The organism is Photorhabdus cinerea (assembly GCF_011189575.1).
GTDB lineage: Bacteria > Pseudomonadota > Gammaproteobacteria > Enterobacterales > Enterobacteriaceae > Photorhabdus > Photorhabdus cinerea.
In genome coordinates this window covers 1-19,138 of record NZ_PUJW01000038.1, presented here as the reverse complement: position 1 = coordinate 19,138, position 19,138 = coordinate 1, and the positions used below count along the sequence as shown (strand labels likewise).

General features: G+C 40.8%; 21 protein-coding genes and 6 pseudogenes. 20 read left to right on the top strand and 7 right to left on the bottom strand.

Annotated elements, in window-relative coordinates:
- From C5469_RS20715 to C5469_RS20685, 8 genes and pseudogenes are all read left to right on the top strand, one after another.
- On the top strand, positions 1-587 hold a 587-nt coding region (locus C5469_RS20715), incomplete at its 5' end, for a phage antirepressor KilAC domain-containing protein (RefSeq protein ID WP_207629263.1).
- A 241-nt stretch (positions 588-828) separates the two neighbouring features.
- On the top strand, positions 829-1,629 hold the full coding sequence (locus C5469_RS20710; protein ID WP_207629261.1) for a phage antirepressor N-terminal domain-containing protein: 801 nt from the start codon (positions 829-831) through the stop codon (positions 1,627-1,629).
- 548 nt (positions 1,630-2,177) lie between these two features.
- Complete coding sequence (locus C5469_RS20705; protein ID WP_166310373.1) at positions 2,178-2,906, top strand: hypothetical protein; 729 nt, start codon at positions 2,178-2,180, stop codon at positions 2,904-2,906.
- Positions 2,907-2,972: 66 nt separating this feature from the next.
- Positions 2,973-4,820, top strand: coding sequence for a phage tail length tape measure family protein (locus tag C5469_RS20700; protein WP_166310371.1), 1,848 nt, complete (start codon positions 2,973-2,975; stop codon positions 4,818-4,820).
- A gap of 238 nt (positions 4,821-5,058) precedes the next feature.
- Positions 5,059-5,691 (top strand): annotated as a pseudogene (locus C5469_RS20695) (phage tail tape measure protein); the annotation flags it as partial.
- A 57-nt stretch (positions 5,692-5,748) separates the two neighbouring features.
- A pseudogene (locus C5469_RS24585) lies at positions 5,749-5,916 on the top strand (phage tail tape measure protein); the annotation flags it as partial.
- A 45-nt stretch (positions 5,917-5,961) separates the two neighbouring features.
- Positions 5,962-6,162, top strand: a complete 201-nt coding sequence (locus C5469_RS20690; protein ID WP_166310367.1) for a hypothetical protein — start codon at positions 5,962-5,964, stop codon at positions 6,160-6,162.
- Positions 6,163-6,211: 49 nt separating this feature from the next.
- Positions 6,212-6,493, top strand: coding sequence for a hypothetical protein (locus C5469_RS20685; protein ID WP_166310365.1), 282 nt, complete (start codon positions 6,212-6,214; stop codon positions 6,491-6,493).
- A gap of 16 nt (positions 6,494-6,509) precedes the next feature.
- On the opposite strand, the gene C5469_RS20680 is transcribed toward C5469_RS20685, so the two are convergent.
- On the bottom strand, positions 6,510-6,725 hold the full coding sequence (locus C5469_RS20680) for a hypothetical protein (protein ID WP_166310363.1): 216 nt from the start codon (positions 6,723-6,725) through the stop codon (positions 6,510-6,512).
- Positions 6,726-6,927: 202 nt separating this feature from the next.
- Here C5469_RS20680 and C5469_RS20675 point away from each other — a divergent pair, with 202 nt between their 5' ends.
- Both C5469_RS20675 and C5469_RS20670 read left to right on the top strand, forming a co-directional pair.
- Positions 6,928-7,377 carry a hypothetical protein gene (locus tag C5469_RS20675; RefSeq protein WP_242689541.1) on the top strand — a complete coding sequence of 150 codons (450 nt, stop codon included), beginning with the start codon at positions 6,928-6,930 and terminating at the stop codon, positions 7,375-7,377.
- A gap of 76 nt (positions 7,378-7,453) precedes the next feature.
- Positions 7,454-7,828 carry a DUF2545 family protein gene (locus C5469_RS20670; RefSeq protein WP_166310361.1) on the top strand — a complete coding sequence of 125 codons (375 nt, stop codon included), beginning with the start codon at positions 7,454-7,456 and terminating at the stop codon, positions 7,826-7,828.
- Positions 7,829-8,304: 476 nt separating this feature from the next.
- On the opposite strand, the pseudogene C5469_RS24325 reads toward C5469_RS20670, so the two are convergent.
- A pseudogene (locus tag C5469_RS24325) lies at positions 8,305-8,664 on the bottom strand (ORF6N domain-containing protein); the annotation flags it as partial.
- A gap of 337 nt (positions 8,665-9,001) precedes the next feature.
- Between C5469_RS24325 and C5469_RS20660 the strand changes: the two are divergent.
- From C5469_RS20660 to C5469_RS24320, 10 genes and pseudogenes are all read left to right on the top strand, one after another.
- Positions 9,002-9,265: a type II toxin-antitoxin system RelB/DinJ family antitoxin gene (locus C5469_RS20660; RefSeq protein ID WP_166310359.1), complete on the top strand. Its 264-nt coding sequence runs from the start codon at positions 9,002-9,004 to the stop codon at positions 9,263-9,265.
- The gene (locus C5469_RS20655; protein ID WP_166310357.1) at positions 9,252-9,533 is read left to right on the top strand and encodes a type II toxin-antitoxin system YafQ family toxin; all 282 of its coding nucleotides are present in this window, start codon (positions 9,252-9,254) and stop codon (positions 9,531-9,533) included. Before C5469_RS20660 ends, C5469_RS20655 begins: the two co-directional genes overlap by 14 nt.
- 198 nt (positions 9,534-9,731) lie before the next feature.
- On the top strand, positions 9,732-10,076 hold the full coding sequence (locus tag C5469_RS20650; RefSeq protein WP_166310355.1) for a phage tail protein: 345 nt from the start codon (positions 9,732-9,734) through the stop codon (positions 10,074-10,076).
- Positions 10,073-10,816: pseudogene (locus tag C5469_RS20645) on the top strand (phage minor tail protein L). Before C5469_RS20650 ends, C5469_RS20645 begins: the two are co-directional and overlap by 4 nt.
- A gap of 2 nt (positions 10,817-10,818) precedes the next feature.
- Positions 10,819-11,529 (top strand): C40 family peptidase, encoded by a 711-nt coding sequence (locus C5469_RS20640; protein ID WP_422615871.1) that lies wholly within the window; start codon positions 10,819-10,821, stop codon positions 11,527-11,529.
- The gene (locus C5469_RS20635) at positions 11,526-12,128 is read left to right on the top strand and encodes a tail assembly protein (RefSeq protein WP_166310351.1); all 603 of its coding nucleotides are present in this window, start codon (positions 11,526-11,528) and stop codon (positions 12,126-12,128) included. The genes C5469_RS20640 and C5469_RS20635 overlap by 4 nt, the downstream gene beginning before the upstream one ends.
- Positions 12,129-12,359: 231 nt before the next feature.
- Positions 12,360-12,509 carry a Hok/Gef family protein gene (locus C5469_RS20630; protein ID WP_166310349.1) on the top strand — a complete coding sequence of 50 codons (150 nt, stop codon included), beginning with the start codon at positions 12,360-12,362 and terminating at the stop codon, positions 12,507-12,509.
- A gap of 225 nt (positions 12,510-12,734) precedes the next feature.
- Positions 12,735-13,511 (top strand): annotated as a pseudogene (locus C5469_RS20625) (KilA-N domain-containing protein).
- A gap of 168 nt (positions 13,512-13,679) precedes the next feature.
- Positions 13,680-15,821, top strand: a pseudogene (locus C5469_RS20620) (TipJ family phage tail tip protein); the annotation flags it as partial.
- Complete coding sequence (locus C5469_RS24320; RefSeq protein ID WP_422615872.1) at positions 15,813-16,298, top strand: tail fiber assembly protein; 486 nt, start codon at positions 15,813-15,815, stop codon at positions 16,296-16,298. The pseudogene C5469_RS20620 and the gene C5469_RS24320, both read left to right, overlap by 9 nt.
- 409 nt (positions 16,299-16,707) lie before the next feature.
- Here the strand turns inward: C5469_RS24320 and C5469_RS20615 are convergent, their stop codons facing one another.
- The 5 genes from C5469_RS20615 to C5469_RS20595 are packed head-to-tail and all read right to left on the bottom strand — an operon-like array spanning position 16,708 to position 18,968.
- The gene (locus C5469_RS20615; protein ID WP_166310345.1) at positions 16,708-17,724 is read right to left on the bottom strand and encodes a tyrosine-type recombinase/integrase; all 1,017 of its coding nucleotides are present in this window, start codon (positions 17,722-17,724) and stop codon (positions 16,708-16,710) included.
- Positions 17,724-17,948: a DUF4224 domain-containing protein gene (locus C5469_RS20610; RefSeq protein ID WP_166310343.1), complete on the bottom strand. Its 225-nt coding sequence runs from the start codon at positions 17,946-17,948 to the stop codon at positions 17,724-17,726. The genes C5469_RS20615 and C5469_RS20610 overlap by 1 nt, the downstream gene beginning before the upstream one ends.
- A gap of 24 nt (positions 17,949-17,972) precedes the next feature.
- Entirely contained in the window at positions 17,973-18,194 is a 222-nt protein-coding gene (locus C5469_RS20605; RefSeq protein WP_166310341.1) for a hypothetical protein, read from the bottom strand.
- Positions 18,191-18,430, bottom strand: a complete 240-nt coding sequence (locus C5469_RS20600; RefSeq protein WP_166310339.1) for a hypothetical protein — start codon at positions 18,428-18,430, stop codon at positions 18,191-18,193. Before C5469_RS20600 ends, C5469_RS20605 begins: the two co-directional genes overlap by 4 nt.
- On the bottom strand, positions 18,417-18,968 hold the full coding sequence (locus C5469_RS20595; RefSeq protein ID WP_166310337.1) for a phage N-6-adenine-methyltransferase: 552 nt from the start codon (positions 18,966-18,968) through the stop codon (positions 18,417-18,419). The genes C5469_RS20600 and C5469_RS20595 overlap by 14 nt, the downstream gene beginning before the upstream one ends.
- Positions 18,969-19,138: the final 170 nt, after the last annotated feature.

Here is a 19,138-nt window from a genome sequence, read left to right as displayed (position 1 = left end):
TAGAAAAAGAAACTATGCAGATTTGCACTGTTTCACTTGATGGCCGTAATGGTGGCACTTTTGCCCACGAACTTCTAGCTGTTGAGTATGCAGGGTGGATCTCGCCAAAGTTCCGCTTGCAGGTTAACCAAACTTTTATTGATTACCGTTCTGGCAAGTTGGCACCTGTGTCAGTTGACCCAATGCAGGTATTGAATGATCCCGCTGCTATGCGTGGGCTGTTACTGGCATACACAGAGAAGGTACTCACTCTTGAAAGCCAGGTTGAAGAAATGAAACCAGATGTTGAAGCGTATGACCGTATTGCCAAAGCTGATGGCAGTATGTGCATCACTAATGCAGCTAAACACTTACAAATTCAGCCAAAGTTATTGTTCAAGACTCTATCAGAGAAACATTGGATTTATCGTCGTGCTGGTGGAAAAAGCTGGCTTGGGTATCAAGATAAGATTCAACAGGGATGCCTTGAGCACAAAGTAACAACAGTTTCCCGCAGTGATGGCAGTGAGAAAATTGTTGAACAGGTTTTATTGACCGCTAAGGGTATAGCTAAAATGTCTAAAATTCTGAGTAGCGGAGCGGAATAGCAGATTTAAGGCCACGGACGGCTAAGTTGGGAGCGTTTTCCCATTTCCGGGAGAGTCAAATTCCAATATCAGACAATTTAAAGGAAAATATCAAGGCAAAACAATAGATTGAAATATTGTAACAAAAACGACTAATTTCATGGGAGTAACAAGATGATATTGTTCTCCCCCAAAAGAGTGAAGCCCCAACTATCGTGGGGATAGTCAGGGCCTAATTTGTCCAATCCAAAAGAATCTAGACATGTCGATTATAACAATTAATGCAATTGATAACACTATCAATGTGCCATTTCATGGTCAGCAAATTATTACTGCAATGGTTGCTGGTATAGCTTATGTCGCAATGAAACCGATTGTTGAGAACATCGGGTTAAGTTGGGCTTCACAAACAGTTAAGCTTAACAAACAAAAGGAAAAATTTGGGTGTTTCGATATCGAAATACCTTCAAAAGGTGGCATACAAAAAATGCTTTGCTTGCCACTAAAAAAACTTAATGGCTGGTTGTTCAGCATTAACCCTGAAAAAGTACGTTCTGACATTCGGGACAAATTAGTCCAGTATCAGGAAGAGTGCTTTACTGTTCTCTATGAATATTGGACAAAAGGTGAAGTAACTAAGAAGACCAAAACAACAACAGACGAGCGTACCCCGTTACGCAAAGCCGTTAGCTTCCTAGTTGGTCGGAAGAAAATGATTTACAAAGAAGCATATGAGCTTGTTCACCATCGTTTCAATGTTAACCACATTGACGAGTTACCAATAGAGCAATTACCTGCTGCGGTTGAATATGTTCATAAGCTGGCATTAGAGGGTGAGTATCTTGGCAAGGAGACTTCCCCGTCGTTAAATGGAATCCAGTTCCCAGAAAATGGCAAGATCCTCATTACGATGCGAAATAGCACTGTTGATAGTTGCGAAATAGTCCGCCCGGATAGCCACGTGTTGACGTTAAACACATTCATGGAGTTAGCTCAAAAAGCCGGTTATCTCATTATTCACAGGGAAAATTTCATGAACATGGAAAACAGTTGGAAGTACTAACCCCAAGCCAAGGATGGCAAATCTGAAACATTTTGATACATCACAGAACAATAAGAATACAATTTTGGTTGTTAAATCCGTTGAATTAGAGGTTCAATCGAACTATTATCACCATAGCGATATCGCAATTTGATAACTGCTAAATATCTATTCACTTTAATTTCATGATGTTAGGGGGCTATATGAGAACTGAACATACCAGATCTATACAGACTATTAGCCACTCGACAGAAGTTATTGATTCTTTCTTTGATGAACTATCACAGAAGGAATTCTCCGTTAGACGATTAAGTTTCAGGCACGATCTTAATCGGCAAATATTCATCGTGACGATAAGTAACGATAAAAAAAGCGATGATTTTTACGTTGTTCCTTTCGCTGAATTATCATACAGGCGTAACAAGATTAATGTCATAGTCGATCCTAAAGCACAATACCCTGAATTATGCACAGATGCTGATAGCGCGATAGAGCTGATCAAATCTTCAATTATGAGTTATATGTCACAGTATAATAGATTATTTGCTCACTAAACTGGAGATAAGGAATTGGCTCCAAACTTCACCAAAAGTTATTCTAAGAACCTAAAGCATAAGCCTTTCAGCACTTCAGAGACAGAAATAGATACATATTATTACCTATCTTCTGATGGTGACTTAGTCAAAGTGACTGAGTACGCATTAATTGGTGGTGAGTTTGATTACTATTGCGAGCTAGTAGCAATGGGATGTGGAACAGAGGATTTCTATTCTGAGCATGCAACTACATTAAAGAATGCAAGATTAAAAGAATGGCAGATAATCGAGGAGTTATTGTCATTAGGTATGCATCAACCAAGTGAAGATTTACTGATTGGCAGAGTAGCATTTAATGATTTTAACTTTTATGATGGCGGCGCACTGAAAACAGGCAAACAGATAAGAGGCATTGAAATACTAAGCAGCTATCAAGGTGTTGGAGCTGCTAAACAAATATATAAGTGTCTACTTTTGAAACATGACTATTTAATATGTGACCATATACAAACAATTCTAGGTGGTCGGTTATGGGCTCAAGGAATGATAAAAATCGGCGAAGTCAGGGTCTATGACTGCACAAAAAAACAATTTGTAGATGTGTTAACACCATATGGTCACGGAATTAATGGTGTTTTGCCTTGGAGTGCCATAGGATTAGATCAGTATGACATGGCTCTGTGGGGTTCGAAAATGAAACTAGCAATGGAACCTTGCCAACATCTAGTCAACATCATAAGTAAAGATAAGTTATATAGCTAACCCGCCCCGCGCGGGTTTTTCATTTCTAGGCTGCTTAATTGCGGTTTTTTTACATCTGAGGTCAGCATGTCTGATATAGCAACTATTTCTCTGAGACTTGAAACATCTGATTTAGAGCGTGGAAATCAGGAGCTAAATAAATTTCAATCTGTTGCTGAAAAAGCAAGTAAGGCGTCAACGGGTCTTAATGACAATTTTAAAGTTGGTGCTGAAATCCGTGAAGAGCACTTGAAACGTCTTAAAGATGAGGAAGAGGGTGTATCTAAAGAAGCTGAGTCATTCCAAAAGCTCATTAAAAAAATTAGCCCCGCAACGGCAGCTCTTAACAAATTAAATGAGACTCAACGACGCCTTAATCGGTTATGGAAAGAAGGAAGTGTCCCGGATGATGATTATAAAAATTACCAAGAAATATTAGCATCGACAGAAATCCGGCTTGGTCGATTTGCCCAGGCTGAAACAGAGGTAGGCAAAGCAGCTCTAATCAATGCAGATAAGTTAAGCAGAGCCCGCAATGATTTTGCTAAGAAACTTCATGAGCAAGTTTTCTTATACGGTGCTTCAAAATCTCAGATGCTGGAGTATAAAGCCGCTCAACTTGGTGTATCAAAGGAAATGACCCCTCTGATAACTCAAATTAAACGACAGGAAGAAGCAGAAAAGAGAGCGACAGAACAAAAGAAAGCCGCAGAAATAGCCTCAAGGGGATTAAAGAGAGCACTAGCAGAACAAGCACAAGAAGAGCGGGCTGCAACAACGGCGGCAGAAAGAGCGCACAGAGAAAGACAGGCATTTCTTGCAAAGTTAAGAGACGAAGTTGCAACGCAAAACATGAGCCGTCAGGAGCTATTAAAGTATCGCGCCGCTCAACTTAATGTTAGCTCTGCTGCTGATATCTATATTAAAAAACTATCGAAAGTCGGTAATGCAACACATGATTTTAGTCTGAAAACAGCGGCAGCTCGTAAAGAACTGGGTGTGATGGTCGGTGAGCTGGCACGTGGGAACTTCGGGGCGTTGCGTGGATCTGGTATTACGCTTGCTAATCGCTCTGGGCTGATTGATCAATTATTTAGCTTAAGAGGATTGGCTATTGCAGGGCCAATTGGTGCGGCGTCTGTTGCCTTGTATGGCTTATATAAAGCATATGATGTTGCTGAAAAAGAGAGCAGTGCATTTAATAAGGCTGTCATCTTAACTGGTAGCTATTCGGGAGTGACAGCCAGGCAGCTCGCTAGCATGGCGAGTGAAATTGGTAAAAGCAATGGTACTGTTGGTGAAGCATCGGAAGTACTGAGTAAACTCGCTGGTGCTGGCATTAACTCATCAGTGAATTTAAAGGCTGCAACTCAATCAATAATAGAGTTCAGTCGCTATTCCGGTCAGTCAATTGATGATTTAGTTAAGCAATTTTCACAACTTTCTGATGATCCGGCTGGTGGTTCACTCGCGTTAACTAAGAATATGCATTACCTGACTGCGGCGCAATATCAGCATATTGCAGCATTGCAAAAGGAGGGTGATAAAGCTGGTGCAGTAGCAGCAGCTACAGATGCTTTGAATGGCGCAATGAAGCAACGGGCTGATGAAATCCGTAACAATATGGGAACATTACCCAAGTTTTTTGATGAGATAGGGCGTTCTGCCTCAAAAATGTGGGATGGGATAATGGGACTTGGAAGAGACCCATCCGATGCAGAAAAAAGAGCTGAGTTAGCCTTAAAAATTAGGTCAGCAGAAAACGACCCGCGACGCTATAACGGTAAGGGTAAAGGGCTGTCTTACATAAGTGATGATACTTTGGCCCAATGGAAGAAAGAGTTAGCTGCAATCGATGAGCAGGCAAAGAAAAAACAAAATATCGCAAAGCTTGATCAAGATGCAATCGATGCTCAATTAACGTTAACAAAATGAAAAGAGAGTTAAAGCCACTAAAGATCTTAATGAGGCTATTAAAGACAATGCTAAAGCCGCCGCTGAGGGGAGGGCTAAATTATTCTCTAAGGAGGAAATAGATAAAGCGAGAGCGGGCATTGAAAGCTTATATAAAGACCCCACAACGCCAAAAGTTAAGCCTTACCAGCCCGATGCAGGTGTTAGAACTGAAGATGCCGCAAATAGGCAGCTTTTAGCTCTCCAAGCCCAATACAAAGTGTTGCAAGAGCACAAATCGATTAATGATGTGATTAGCACTCAGCGCAAGCAGTTATGGGAAGAACAAGCCAGGTTTTCTATTATTGAAGATGCAGCAAATAAGAGAAAACTCACTAATGATGAAAAGTCACTTCTTTTAAGTAAAGACGCTCTTCTTGCCAGAAGAGAAGAACTTGCTAACTTGGGTGATCAAATTGAGAAACAAAAGAAACTCAATTCGATGAAGGAAATAGCTGCCAAATTTATTGCGCAACAAGAAGCGGCCACTAATTCAATATTGAGTAGTGCTGGCGTCAGTGATAGGGAAGGGCAAAGAAACAGAGAAAGGGAGCAACTCAAATTATCTTCTAAGAACCCTGATTTTGATAAAATGAAAGCCGCACAGGACGATCGCTACAAAAAAGAGGATGAACTTCGTGGTAATTGGGAATTGGGCTTTAAGAAAGGGTTTGCTGAATATCAAGATGCTGCGACTAACGTCTATGGTAATGTAGCCAATATTTCCCAGAACGCATTTCAAGGGATGACTAATTCATTTAGTGATTTCCTGACAACAGGCAAAGCTAATTTCAAGGACTTTGCAACATCCATACTTAAGCAGATAACCCAGATGATCACTCAAATGCTCGTGTTTAAGGCGATAGAGATGGGTGCTAGTGCTTTTGGTTTTTCTCTTCCTGGAAAATCAGAGGGTGGCTACACAGGTCCCGGCGGGAAGTTCGAACCGAAGGGCATAGTTCACGGTGGTGAATTTGTATTTACGAAAGAAGCCACCAGCAGAATTGGGGTTAGTAATCTCTATGCTATGATGCACAGTGCACAAGGATATGCTAACGGTGGTTATGTTGGCAGCGCTCAAGCGCTAAATAGCTAGGTATTACAGCCCGCACCTCAATACGGATTGACTCCGGTAGCTGGTGGCTTAACAGTCCAAACCAGTGTTTATATTGATGGAGGCTCTCAGCAGAAAGGTGCTGATGCAGGCTCTGTTGATATGTCTGGCATTACAAAGCAAATCAACGGTGCGATAGATAAAGCCATAACGGTACAGCTAACCAAAACGGGTTCTCCACTTTGGAATGCCACATACGGTAGGCGTTAACTAAATCATGGGGCAATAATGGCCCTGTTTTTATATTATGAGGTGAAGTATGAACATTGAAGTTTCATTTCCGAAAAAAAACATTCGATTAGACAGGGAAAGCATTAGTAAGGCAGTCAAAAATGATGAGTTTAATAAGCCTGGCATAGGGATTATAGATACATTAACTGCGGAAGTTAATGTTTGGGGTTTTTGTGACATGACGCATGCGACTCTTTTGTTTAAATATGAAGAAGATTTTTTGCCGGATGTATCATTTAGTGGATTTGAAAAAAGGGCGTTTGAATATGCTAAGAAAGTGATAGCGTCATTAAATATTCCCAGCGAATAACTGGGGATTACTATTTTTAATCTTTAATTATTTTGAAATAAATATTATCAGCTTTGCCATAAAGTGATAGCAGGGCTTCCGCTTTTGATTTACCAACCATGGATTTATCTGATTCTGCCAGTTTACCCATGTAGCTGGTAATTCTTGTACGCAAAGCTACCGCATCTTCTGATTCGGCCATTGAAATGGCTAATAAAAATGCAAGCTGATGCTCTAACAATTCTTTGTCCATTCTATTTCCTTTATTCAGAGGTAATCAGCCATCACTCTGTTGTAGTTAAGATTTGGCTGAATACTTAACTTAACCTAAAGTATTATTTAGTGAATCCCGACATCCAACCAGGCTGAAGATAAACCCAGTTCACACGGACGTGATTTTGCGTTGATTTGCACTCGATAACGGTTAAACTCTTATCACTTAAATGAGAGGATGAATGATGAAGAAATTAACTGCTTTATTGATAGGATCGGTTTTGCTGTCTGGGTGTGCCAATAACGTTCCTTTAAAGAAACAAACTCAATCAGGAAAACCGGAGGGCATCTACACTAATACAACAAAAGAAGCCATCAGAGATTTGTTGGTAGCATACTGTAACGAAAAAGGGTTTATGGTTGTTGAGTCGTCAACATCTTCTGTACTTTGCTCTAAAGAAACGGAAGGTGGTAGTGCTATCTTAACTCAGTTAATGATTGGCAATAGTTATTCTACAACTCCAATAGGTAAAATAAGGTTTACTATTGGCAGTGTGAACGACTCAATTAAAGTTTGGGCTGATATGTGGGTTGAGACACAAATGGCAATGGGGCAAATGAGGCAAATGCCAATAACTGATAATAAGTCGAGAAATGCAGTACAGGAGAAGTTGGATTCACTAAGACCATGATAGTCATTGTTGGTCGTTGGTATCAAATAGGAATCAAAACAACTTAAGCACTGCTGTTTTAATTGGAGTTAATATCATGGAACCTATATTTGGATTTATTATTTATGTCATAGTTGCAATCGTTGTTAGTGTGGTAGCAGGAAAAAGAAATGGTGCCCTTATTGGTTTTTGTTATTTAATCGCTATGTGTGTTGTATCTTTTGGCATCGTTGTTTTGACCTCTAATATTACTAATGGCAATGGAATTATCGCCGGATTCATGGCATTTACGGCCCCGCTTCTTGGTTTGATTATTGCTCTATCTACATCTACGGATGAGAGGAAAGCAATAATCAATGGTGAAAGTGTTGAATACAAAAAATGTCCTTTTTGTGCTGAAGCAATAAGAAAAGAGGCTATAAAGTGCAAGCATTGTGGTAGCGATTTGAATTCAGAAAAGACACTGGAATGATTGATGCGACTCAGAGCTTTTAGTTAAACCCTGCCATCCTTGGCTTGGGGTTAGTACTTCCAACTGTTTTTCATGTTCAACAGATTTTCTCTATGAATAATGAGATAACCGGCTTTTTGTGCTAACTCCATGAATGTGTTAAGAGTCAATACGTGGCTATCCGGGCGAACTATTTCGCAGCTATCAACCGTGCTATTTCGCATCGTTATAAGAATTTTGCCATTTTCGGGGAACTGGATTCCGTTTAACGAAAGTGAGGTCTCTTTGCCAAGATACTCACCCTCTAATGCCAGCTTATGAACATACTCGATAGCTTCGGGAATTCTCTCCGCTGGCAGTTGATCGATATGAGAGACGTTAAAACGCTGATGAATGAAACTATAAGCCTCCGGGTACATCAACCCCTTTTTACCCACCAGCATGTTTACAGCATCACGCAGAGGTGTGCGCTCGTCTGTTGTGGTTTTAGTGGGTGTCGCCATTGTATCTTTCTGGCTGAAATAGCAATCTTCCAGTGCTTCAAATACGTCCCAGGCTTTATCAGTATCGAGCATTTTAGCATGACGAGCCGCTCCGCGTTCGGTCCAGAGAATCAGACTTCTTACCTTGCTAGAAATTTGTAACTGACTAACTGTCAGTCGCAAATTTTTGAGGATATCCCCAGTTGCTTTGAAGTAATGCTTACCTTCGGTGAAGCGCTCTTTATTACGCTTGAAGTTTTGCTGAATATTGTTGATTTCAGTTCCATACAGTTCAGCAAGTAATTCAGTTGTGATTACTGGAATACTGTTATGAATGATAGCTTGGAGGTTTTGAGCTGAAATTTGATTAGTCATTGCTGACTCCTTGTATCTTTTTCGAAGAGAAACCATATGATGGTGCCGGGAGGTTCGAAACGGCTACAAGTACCGCGGACTTATTCCCCATTACTGGGTGTTGTATTCGTCGCCCTCCCGACTTTGATCGGGGGTGTGGCCGCGCATTGCGTCCACTGAATGACAGGCATAAAAAATCCAACGCTAACGGGGTTGGTTTGGTCCGCTTGTAAGAGGTTTCGAAGCCTCGAAAGCGCAAGATAACCCCAGAGAGTAACCCTGTCAACAATATTCCTTGCTGAAAGATATTCATTGAATTATAATTGCATGACAGTGTCATTCAATGAGAGATCTTAATATGGCTACAAACCAATTAGTACAAGCCCGTATTGATGGGGAGATTAAAGCAGAAGCGGCTGCGGTTCTGGCTGCTATGGGCCTGACTGTATCAGATGCCGTTCGCATGATGTTAACGCGAGTAGCAAGAGAAAAAGCATTGCCATTTGAGCCTTTGATACCCAATGCTGAAACCATTGAGGCCATGAAAGAAGCTCGTAAAGGTTGCGGTAAATCATTCTCAACAGTAAAAGATTTAATGGCCGATCTCAATGAGGACGATTGATTACGCAAGCCAGTTCAAGCGAGATTACAAGAGAGAAAAGAAAGGTCGGCATCGTGAAATTCTTGATGATGCCCTGATGCTGATGATTGAATTATTGGCTTCTGATAGCTTGTTAGAGCCGAAATATTGTGATCATGCTCTTTCTGGTGATTGGAAGGATTTTCGAGATTGTCATATTAAGCCTGACTTGATACTGATTTATCAGAAACCCGATGCGGATACATTGCGCCTTGTCCGCCTTGGCTCTCACTCAGAGCTTGGTTTATAGATTACCTTTGATAGGCAAGAATCAGATATATCAAACGTTAGCTAAAAGTGAGGGCCGCATACTTAGCTTGGCAAAAATGAGTGACAATGAAGAACAATATGAGAATGGACTAAAAAGAATTTTTGGATAGACGACTACTTGTTTTTCATATACGCCGCTTAATTGCGGTTTTTTTGTATCTTAAAAACGAGGTCATAAATGGCAGAAGAATTCAAGTGGCGAACTCAGATACAAAGCAGTCCCGCGGGAGAGTTCGCACATAATGTAAGAAAAGTGCAATTCGGGGATGGGTATTCCCAGGTTGCTGTGAACGGTATTAATCCTGAGTCGCAGAAATGGCCTTTTACTTACACGGGACATAAAGATGAAGTAATACCGATACTCAATTTCATCAGACAGCACACAGCTAAAAGCTTCATATGGACCCCCCCATTTGGTCAAAAGGGGCTTTACAGAGTTGATGCTAGTTCTATCACTATGACGCCGTTATCTCCTACGGCTTTGACAATTAATGCGACATTTGAACAGGCATTTTCAGCATGAAAATCACATCAGATGTACAAAAATTAGAACCGGGCAATCGAATTCAGCTAATTGAAGTTGACTGTAGTCAGTTCGGTGGGCCTGTATTGCGGTTTCATGCTCACAACTTGCCGCACACAGAGGAAGAAATAGAAGCTGGTGGAGATCTTAAGTCAAAATCAATATGGTGGCAGGGAAAAGAATATGGTGCTTGGCCTTATCAAATTGACGGAATGTCAAAATCAAGTGATGGTTCACCGCCGCGGCCAAAATTAATTGTTTCGAATATCAATAGCCTTATCTCTTCTCTTTGTTTGAAATTTGAAGATATGTTACAGGCAAAAGTAACGATATTTGAAACATTTGCACACTATCTTGACGCGAAAAATTTCACAGAGGGTAATTCAACAGAGAATCCTGATGAATGCTTTAAGTAAGTTTTCTATATTGATACTAAAACGAATGAGATAGCCGGTGAGATTGTAGAGTTTGAATTATCTAGCCCGTTTGATCTGCAAGGATTACGTATTCCAACCCGGCAAATCCACACAATTTGTACCTGGTGTATGCGCGGGTGGTACAGGACCGGAAACGGCTGTGGTTACACGGGTACGAAATATTTTGATAAAGACGGAAAGCCAACCGATGATCCGGCAAAAGATGAATGTGGAGGGTTACTGTCAGACTGTAAAAAGCGGTTTGGTAAAAATAATCCTTTGGATTTCGGCGGGTTCCCGGCATCTGGCTTGATTTCGAGGTGATGATGAGAGAAAAAACTATAGCTGCAATATTTGAGCATGTGAAATCAGAATATCTCAATGAGTGTTGTGGTGTTATTGCTCAAAAAGGCAGAGTAGAGAAATATTTCCGTTGCCGTAACTTATCAAAAGAACCCGCGGAACATTTCGAGTTGTCACCTGAAGATTATGCAGCAGCTGAAGACTGGGGAACAATAACCGCGATTATTCATAGCCATTGTGGGGATGGTGTGACAACGCAACCAAGTGAATTGGATTATTTGCAGTGTGATGCTACCGGGCTTCTGTGGGTTATTGCTTCATGGCTGGAGGGTGATATCAAAATGATACAGCCGCGTGGTGACAGGCCATTAACAGGTCGTGCTTTTGTACTTGGCTATGCTGATTGTTGGTCATTAATTATGGATTACTACAAGAAAGAACATGGTTTACTTCTCCATAACTACAGTGTTGATCGTCATTGGTGGGAAGAAGGCGAAAATCTCTACATAGAGAACTGGCAGAAAGAGGGCTTTGTCGAGATCACGGATAACCCACGAGATGGTGATATGATCATCATGCAAGTTCAATCTGATGTGCCCAATCATGCTGGCATTTTTGTGAATAGTGGGATGCTGCTTCATCATTTGTACGGACAGTTAAGTCAGATCATCCCGTATAGCGACTATTGGCGTAACAGAACAGTAAAAATAGTCAGGCGTAAGGAATTGGTATGAGCCAGTTAAAAATAGTTCGGCTTTACGGCACTCTTGGGGCGCAGTTTGGGCGCGAACACAAAATTGCTATAGATTCACCGGGGGAGGCGATAAAATCCCTTAGCGTTCGCTGTGAAGGTTTTGAAAAGTTCCTAAATGAAGCTCATTTGAAAGGGCTTGAATTCGCTATTTTCAAGGGCAAGCGAAATATTAGCAATGAAGAGCTTCACTTAACTACCAGCGAAGAAATCCGCATTGCCCCGATCATAAAAGGTAATAAGCGCGGTGGATTCTTTCAAACAATATTAGGAGTCGCACTTATTGGGGCTGCAATGTTAACAGGTCCGGCTGGGTGGGCGGCATTTAGTGCAGCAGGTACATGGGGAGGAGCGATTGCATTGGGTGGTGCCGCTATGGCGTTGGGTGGCGTTGTTCAAATGCTAGCCCCACAACCGCCAGGTTTATCAACGCGACAAGATGCAGATAATAAACCTTCTTATGCTTTTGGTGGGGCTGTCAATACCACAGCACAAGGTAATCCCGTTCCTGTTTTGTACGGAACCCGTGAAATCGGTGGAGCGATTATTTCGGCTGGGATATATACCGAAGATCAACAGTAAATTATAAGCTAGGGATGGCTTACTGCAAATAAATTCAGTAGCGTAATGTGTAGATATATATATTTTGCTTTGGTATATTTTTGGCGGGTGCTTGAGACTATCTGTCTCTGGCGTGCTGGAGCGGATAGAAGAAAGCCCCAAATGATCTTTCAATCAATTTGAGGCATATTCTTTATGCTTAGCAACATAAGATTAGCCTCTTACACGCCGAAAGGCAAGGAGACGCTAACCATGAAACAGCAAAAAGCGATATTTATCGCCATCGTTATCTGTGTTGCCGCTTTAGCGGCGGTACTTATCACGAGAAAGGACCTCTGTGAAGTTCGCATTCGAAGCGGACAAACCGAGGTTGCTGTTTTCATGGATTACGAAACCAAGTAAGAGCAACGGCGGGGAGCAATCCCCGTCATCTCTTGTTGTTGAGCATGGCTCTCAAGCGCCCTTTTTGACTAAATTCGAGCCCTTTTTGGGCTTTTCTTTTATATGCCTCTCAAAACCCTATCAGCATCACATTTTGGATACTACTGTACAGTGTATTAACAGAATTAACGTATTGTGTAACTTGTACAATTAAATCATCATCAAAAACAATCTAAAGGATAAGTTATGCAACAATTTTCTCTAGCTCTAATTCCACATGAGATTGAAGGAGAGGTGATCCACTTAAGGGCTAAGGATGGTTATATAAATGCCACAGCCATGTGCAAGTCAGCAGGGAAATTATTTGCTGATTACGCAAGGGTAAAAACTACAACAGCATTCTTACATGAGCTATCGAGCGATATGGGAATTCCCATAACGGAGCTGATTCAATCATTTACGGGCGGTAGGCCAGAAAACCAAGGAACTTGGGTTCACCCCCAAGTTGGCATAAATTTAGCTCAGTGGTTGTCACCAAAATTTGCTGTTAGAGTTTCTAGATGGGTTCATGAATGGATGAGTGGCGGCAGTGTTAAAGCAAAACTGCCTATTCATTTAGAAAGGTATATGATTAATCGTAGAGCTATCCCCCATACACATTTTTCTATACTTAATGAACTTACATTCAACTTGGTTGCTCCACTTGAACAATCAGGCTATACCTTACCAGAGAATATGGTTCCAGATATATCTGAAGGGAAGATATTCTCTCAATGGCTGTGAGATAACAGAGGTGTTGAGCCTAAAACTTTTCCTACTTATAACCATGAATACCCTGATGGTAGGATTTTTCCGGCTAGATTATACCCAAATGAGTATTTGGCTGATTTTAAAGAACATTTCAACACGATTTGGCTACCTAAACACGCGCCAAAATATTTTAGTGATAGAGACAAAAAAGCACTAATGCTAATTGAGAAAATTATGTTGCCAGACCACACTAACTCAACAACCACCGACTAAAGTCGGTGGTTTTAACCTTTCATATGGAAGAATAAATAATAAAACCAAATATACAAATTAGTATTAAACCCGCTCACATTGCGGGTTTTTTCATTTATGCCGCTTAACTGCGGTTTTTTTATTTAATCAGCCTCGCAATTTCAGCGAGGTTTTTTTTATGGGTAAAATATGGCAACTCAATTAATTCAGTGGCGAAAGGGCGGGGGTGGCAAAGGGCACACGCCTGTTGAATCACCAGATAACTTGCTATCTACATCTACAGCAAAAATATTGCTTGCAGTCAGCAATGGCGAGATAGCGAGTGGCTTGGATGATACAAAGATATTTTTAGATGGTACTCCGCTTGGAAATCCTGATGGTTCAAGGAATTTTGAGGGCGTTACATGGGAATTTCGTTCGGGTAGTCAGCATCAAGAATACATCAAAGGGATGCCGAGTGTTGATAATGAAATTAACATAGGAATGGAACTTAAAAGTGATCAACATTGGATACGCTCTATTAGTAACACTCAGCTCTCAGCCGTGCGTGTCCGGTTTTCCGTTCCGCAATTATTGCAGCAGCGTGATAATGGAGATACAACTGGTTATCGCATTGAATATGCAATAGATTTAAACACTGATGGCGCGGGATTTAACCAGGTAGTTAAAGCGGCATTCGATGGAAAAACAACATCAACTTATGAGCGCTCACATCGTATTGATTTACCCGGTGCGGCAACTGGCTGGCAAATCCGTGTACGTAGACTAACGCCGAATAAAAATTCAGGTCGATATGCTGATAAAATTAATATTCAAGCAATAGCCGAAGTTATTGACGTGAAATTACGTTATCCAAATACCGCACTTTTATTCGTTACATTTAATGCCGAACAATTTAATAATCGAATTCCAAAAATTAGTATCTTATCTAAAGGACTATTGATTAAAGTTCCATCAAACTATGACCCTATCAATCGAACGTATTCTGGAATGTGGGATGGTACATTTAAATTAGCGCATAGTAGCAACCCAGCCTGGGTTTTTTATGACATCTTATTAAGTAAATTATATGGGCTTGGTGACAGATTAGAAGCGAATCAAGTGGATAAATGGGAGCTTTATAAAATTGCTCAGTATTGCGATCAATTGGTCACAGATGGTCGGGGCGGTAACGGAAAAGAGCCGCGTTTTATATGTGATGTATATATACAGGCACAAAATGAGGCTTATACAGTATTACGTGATTTAGCATCAATTTTTCGTGGAATGACGTATTGGTCAGATAATAAGATTTTTGCAATTGCTGATATGCCGCGTGATGTTAGTCGTATTTTTACTAAAGCATCGGTTGTTGATGGAAAATTCAATGGCAGTGGTGGTAGTTTGCGTAATTGCTATACTCATGCTCTGGTGTCATATGGTGATCCAAGTAATCACTACAATGACGCAATCGAAAGGGTTTCTGATAATAAATTGGTTAGACGATACGGTGTAAACCAAACCGAAATCACCGCAATTGGTTGTACTCGTCAGAGCGAAGCTAATCGGCGCGGAAGATGGGCTTTGTTAACTAATGCTAATGACAGGACTGTATCATTTGCAACAGGACTGGAAGGTAAGATACCGCTGCCGGGAGATATTATTGGCGTTGCTGATGAGCTGTTTTCTGGGCGTGTAATCGGTGGCAGAGTATCGGAATGCAATAGTAGAAACATCACGCTAGACAGAGAGTCAGGCGCAAAAGCTGGTGATCGGCTGTTAGTTAATTTGCCATCCGGCAAATCAGAAGCAAGAACGGTACAAGCAATCAACGGCAAAGTCGTTACTGTCACGACGGCATATTCAGAAATGCCACAAAAAAATGCGGTGTGGTCAGTTGATGCTGATGATTTGGCTATTCAGTTGTATCGTGTCACAAGCATTGATGACAACAATGATAATACATTCACTATTAACGGTGTTTGTCACAATCCCGATAAGTATAGTCATATTGATACTGGTGCTCGAATTGATGAAAAACCAATAACAGTTATCCCACCCGGTGTTCAGCCACCAGCAAAAAACGTTCGCATATCTTCTTACACTAAAATAGTGCAGGGGCTGGCTGTAACTACATTGCGAGCTGATTGGGATGCTGCTGACAGCGCTATAGCTTATGAATCGGAATGGAGAAAAGACAACGGGAACTGGGTATCAGCGCCACGCACGTCAGCTTTAGGCTTTGAAGTCGATAACATCTATGCAGGACGTTACCAATCTCGTGTTCGTGCTATCAATGCCTCTGAGATATCGAGTGTTTGGGCTAATGCACCGGAAACTGTGATGCTCGGTGTCAGTCTATCAGCCGGAGCTTATCCTGATGCGCCAGAACTTCCGAAATCTCATGACGAAGCTGTGTGTCGTAGTGAAGATAAAAGCCGCTGGGAAATCTTACCGGATTATCGCGGAAAAATCGCTTACGACACGTTAACGCGAGAGCGGGCTGAAATTACGGAAATCGGTGAGCTACCCGATACACTGACATTCAAGAAACCGCCCACAGATTTCGATAAGTGGGACGGTAAAGAGTGGGTAGTTGATAAAGACCTTCTGAAGTCTCATCAGATTAACGAAGCAAAGCAACAGCAAGCTACACTGTTACAACAAGCAAATGAAACACTGTCATTGCTACAAGACTCTGTTGACTTAGAAGTCGCTACAGACTCAGAGAAAGAAGCTCTACTCGAATGGAGAAAATACAGAGTGTTGCTGACTCGTGTAGATGTGAATCAAGCGCCAAATGTGCTGTGGCCTGAGATGCCGAAGTGATAAAAACAGGGCCGTTTTGCGCTATTGATAGATAGTCGTAACGTGCGAATGTTTATTCAGTTTTGAAAAAACATATTCTGAAAATATTATGAATGTGATTTGTGTCAAATAAAAAAGCCACCTTGCGGTGGCCTTTTCTTTTCCCTAACTCACTGTTTTATCAGTGAATTTTATATGGTGCCCAGGGCGGGACTTGAACCCGCACAGCCTTACAGCCGAGGGATTTTAAATCAGGTGTTATAATGATATTTATCAGATAGTTACTTTCTATTTTCACTATAAAAAGAAGTTTTGTCGATTAACAAAATCAATTAGTTAAAAACCGTAAATAATTAATATAGTGAAGATAAAAGGGCTCGAAATAGAAAGGACTATAAGTCCCTTGGCATTAAATTATCACATATAACAGCTATTTTCCTTGACCACCAACAACAGGAACTATTTGCACTTTTCTGTCATATCTAGCAGTTTGAGTAATATTTTTATGCCCTGAAATTTTTTGTTTTTCTGTTAGCGGGCCCTCCAAATCAGATATCCCTTTGGCTTTCAGATCATGAAATGTAAAATTGAAATTTAATTCCGGAAATTTTTTGACAGCTTCTTCATGCGCTTTGCTCCATCTACTATTAAATCCATCCCTTGTATATCTGGAACCTTTACGTTGATGAACTACATATATACTACTGATCCCGTCAGCTAGCGGTAACGATTTACTCATTTCAATAACGTTATTTAGTCGCTCTGTCCACCCTTTAATTTGTGCAACCGCCGTTTTGCTCTGCTTAATAAATATTCCTGTATCGCTTATTTGTGCATATGTCATAGCCAGAACATCTTTTTGCCTGGCACAGCAGAGGTAAGCCAGCTCCATTGCCACTTTAACGACTGGAGGGGAAACAGAATAGAGGGCATTATATTCATCATCGGTAATATACCGATCTCGCACTTTTTCTTTAAATTGCCGCACACCCTTGCATGGATTTCCTTTAACAAATCCACGCTCATAAGCCCATCTATAAACGCCGGATAAAAAGCTCTTCTCCCTGTTTGCTTGAACTTTACTCTTCAACCCGCGCTTATCCATATATTTTCTGATATGCTCTGGCTTGATATTATCTGGTAGCATCTTCCCAAAAACAGGCAGTAATTTGTTTGAATACTTATGGTAATCTTTTTGAGTCTCCGCGCTTAAATCTGTAAAGTCGGGTGAGATGAAGAAGGCCTTCACTAGCCCTGCAAGTGTTTCTTGTTCTTTCTGCTCAGATAGTAGTTTTTCATAGGCTACCCAAACTTCTGCTTGAGTAGATGAAAAACTACATAAACGGATAGTTCGGCCATCTGGCGTCAGGAACTCATAAGCCGATCGCCCTCTGCGAACTCGTGGGGGCATCCAATTATCCGCGGAGTTTTTACGTTTCCTTCCCATTAATCTAAAGCTCCGAAATTGGGTTCCTGAGGAGGAGGGATATTTCTAATTCTTTGTGTTAACGGATTGTTGAAATGCTCCCATGTCGTCCTCGGTTTACCATCTCGACGGATTACAAAAAATATTCCAGCCTCTTTTAATGCTTCGCATTGTTTGGATGGGATTTTGTATCCTGTTAGTTCTGCGATATCTGTGTCGCTAATAATGCCGGTTTGCGCATCCATATTGACCTCAATTATCTGATGGATTTATATTTGTTCTTTTTGCAAATTTCTCACATACTGAGAAAGCCACCCCTTCGGACTGGCTTTTTTCTTCTGATGCTCAGACATAATTAATTTGAATTGCTGCGTATATTTATCGAGTATTGCTGTTACTGCTTTATCGTCGTATTTATTGAGAGCTGTCAGTTCGCTTAAGCATTCCCTTGCTATTTTTCGGCGTCCGTTCTCAAGAACTTGGTCATTCATAGTTCGACGAGAGTTTCACGCCAGTCCATATCTTCTAAATCAACAATGGCTACAATTTCATATTGAGATCGTGGTGATTTAGAGTTCCAGTCTCCTTTTAATTGAGATGGCTTTTTGTTCCATGCCAATACAAATCCCTTGTTTTCTGTGACTATAAATTTAGTCCAATGCGGAACTAATAATTCAATGCCAAAGTATTCAACTTCGATTGGTCTTATTAAGCTAATTAATTTCATGTGATTTTATTTCCTTTAATATATTAGAGCCAATTGATATTAATTTATCTCTATCAACTGTTGTTAATATGCCGCGCGGTTTGATAAATGGACGCCAGATTAATAACAAACTCCCTTTGTTATTTCCGTTCACTGGCTTTCCATTGCCAGCATTAATAAATGAAATACGACCTCCTGTTATTAGCCTGATTTCATCTACAGAGTTCATTGCTAGTTTAAACCAGCCGACTGATGTGTCAGCTGGAACTAACATAACAACAGTCTGTAATTGCTTCCTGCATTCGATAGCTGCTTTCTTTATCCACGGCGTAATCTTGGAATAGGGGGGATTGCACCAGATAGAGCCGTAACTCTCCCAGTCACATTCCAGTGCGTTATCTCGTTCCGTGAGATAATGAGCACATAAAGCATTTTTATAATCTGCGGCGGCGTCTAAATAGAAACCAAATTCTATGTCTAACGCTGTGAATATCTCAATCGGGGTTTGCCATTTATCACGAAGTTCTCTTGGGGTATTACTTCCTCGGAAGTCTGACATAAATTAACCCTATTTTATTTTCAATGAAATTTCCGTTGCAACTTGATTTATTTTATCACTCATATCTTGCAGTGATTTAATGTCATCACGACGAATCTCTAATAAAATTAACTTCTTAATTAATTGCTCCAATCTGGGATAATAGCCGATTGTTTGTAACCGCTCTTGAC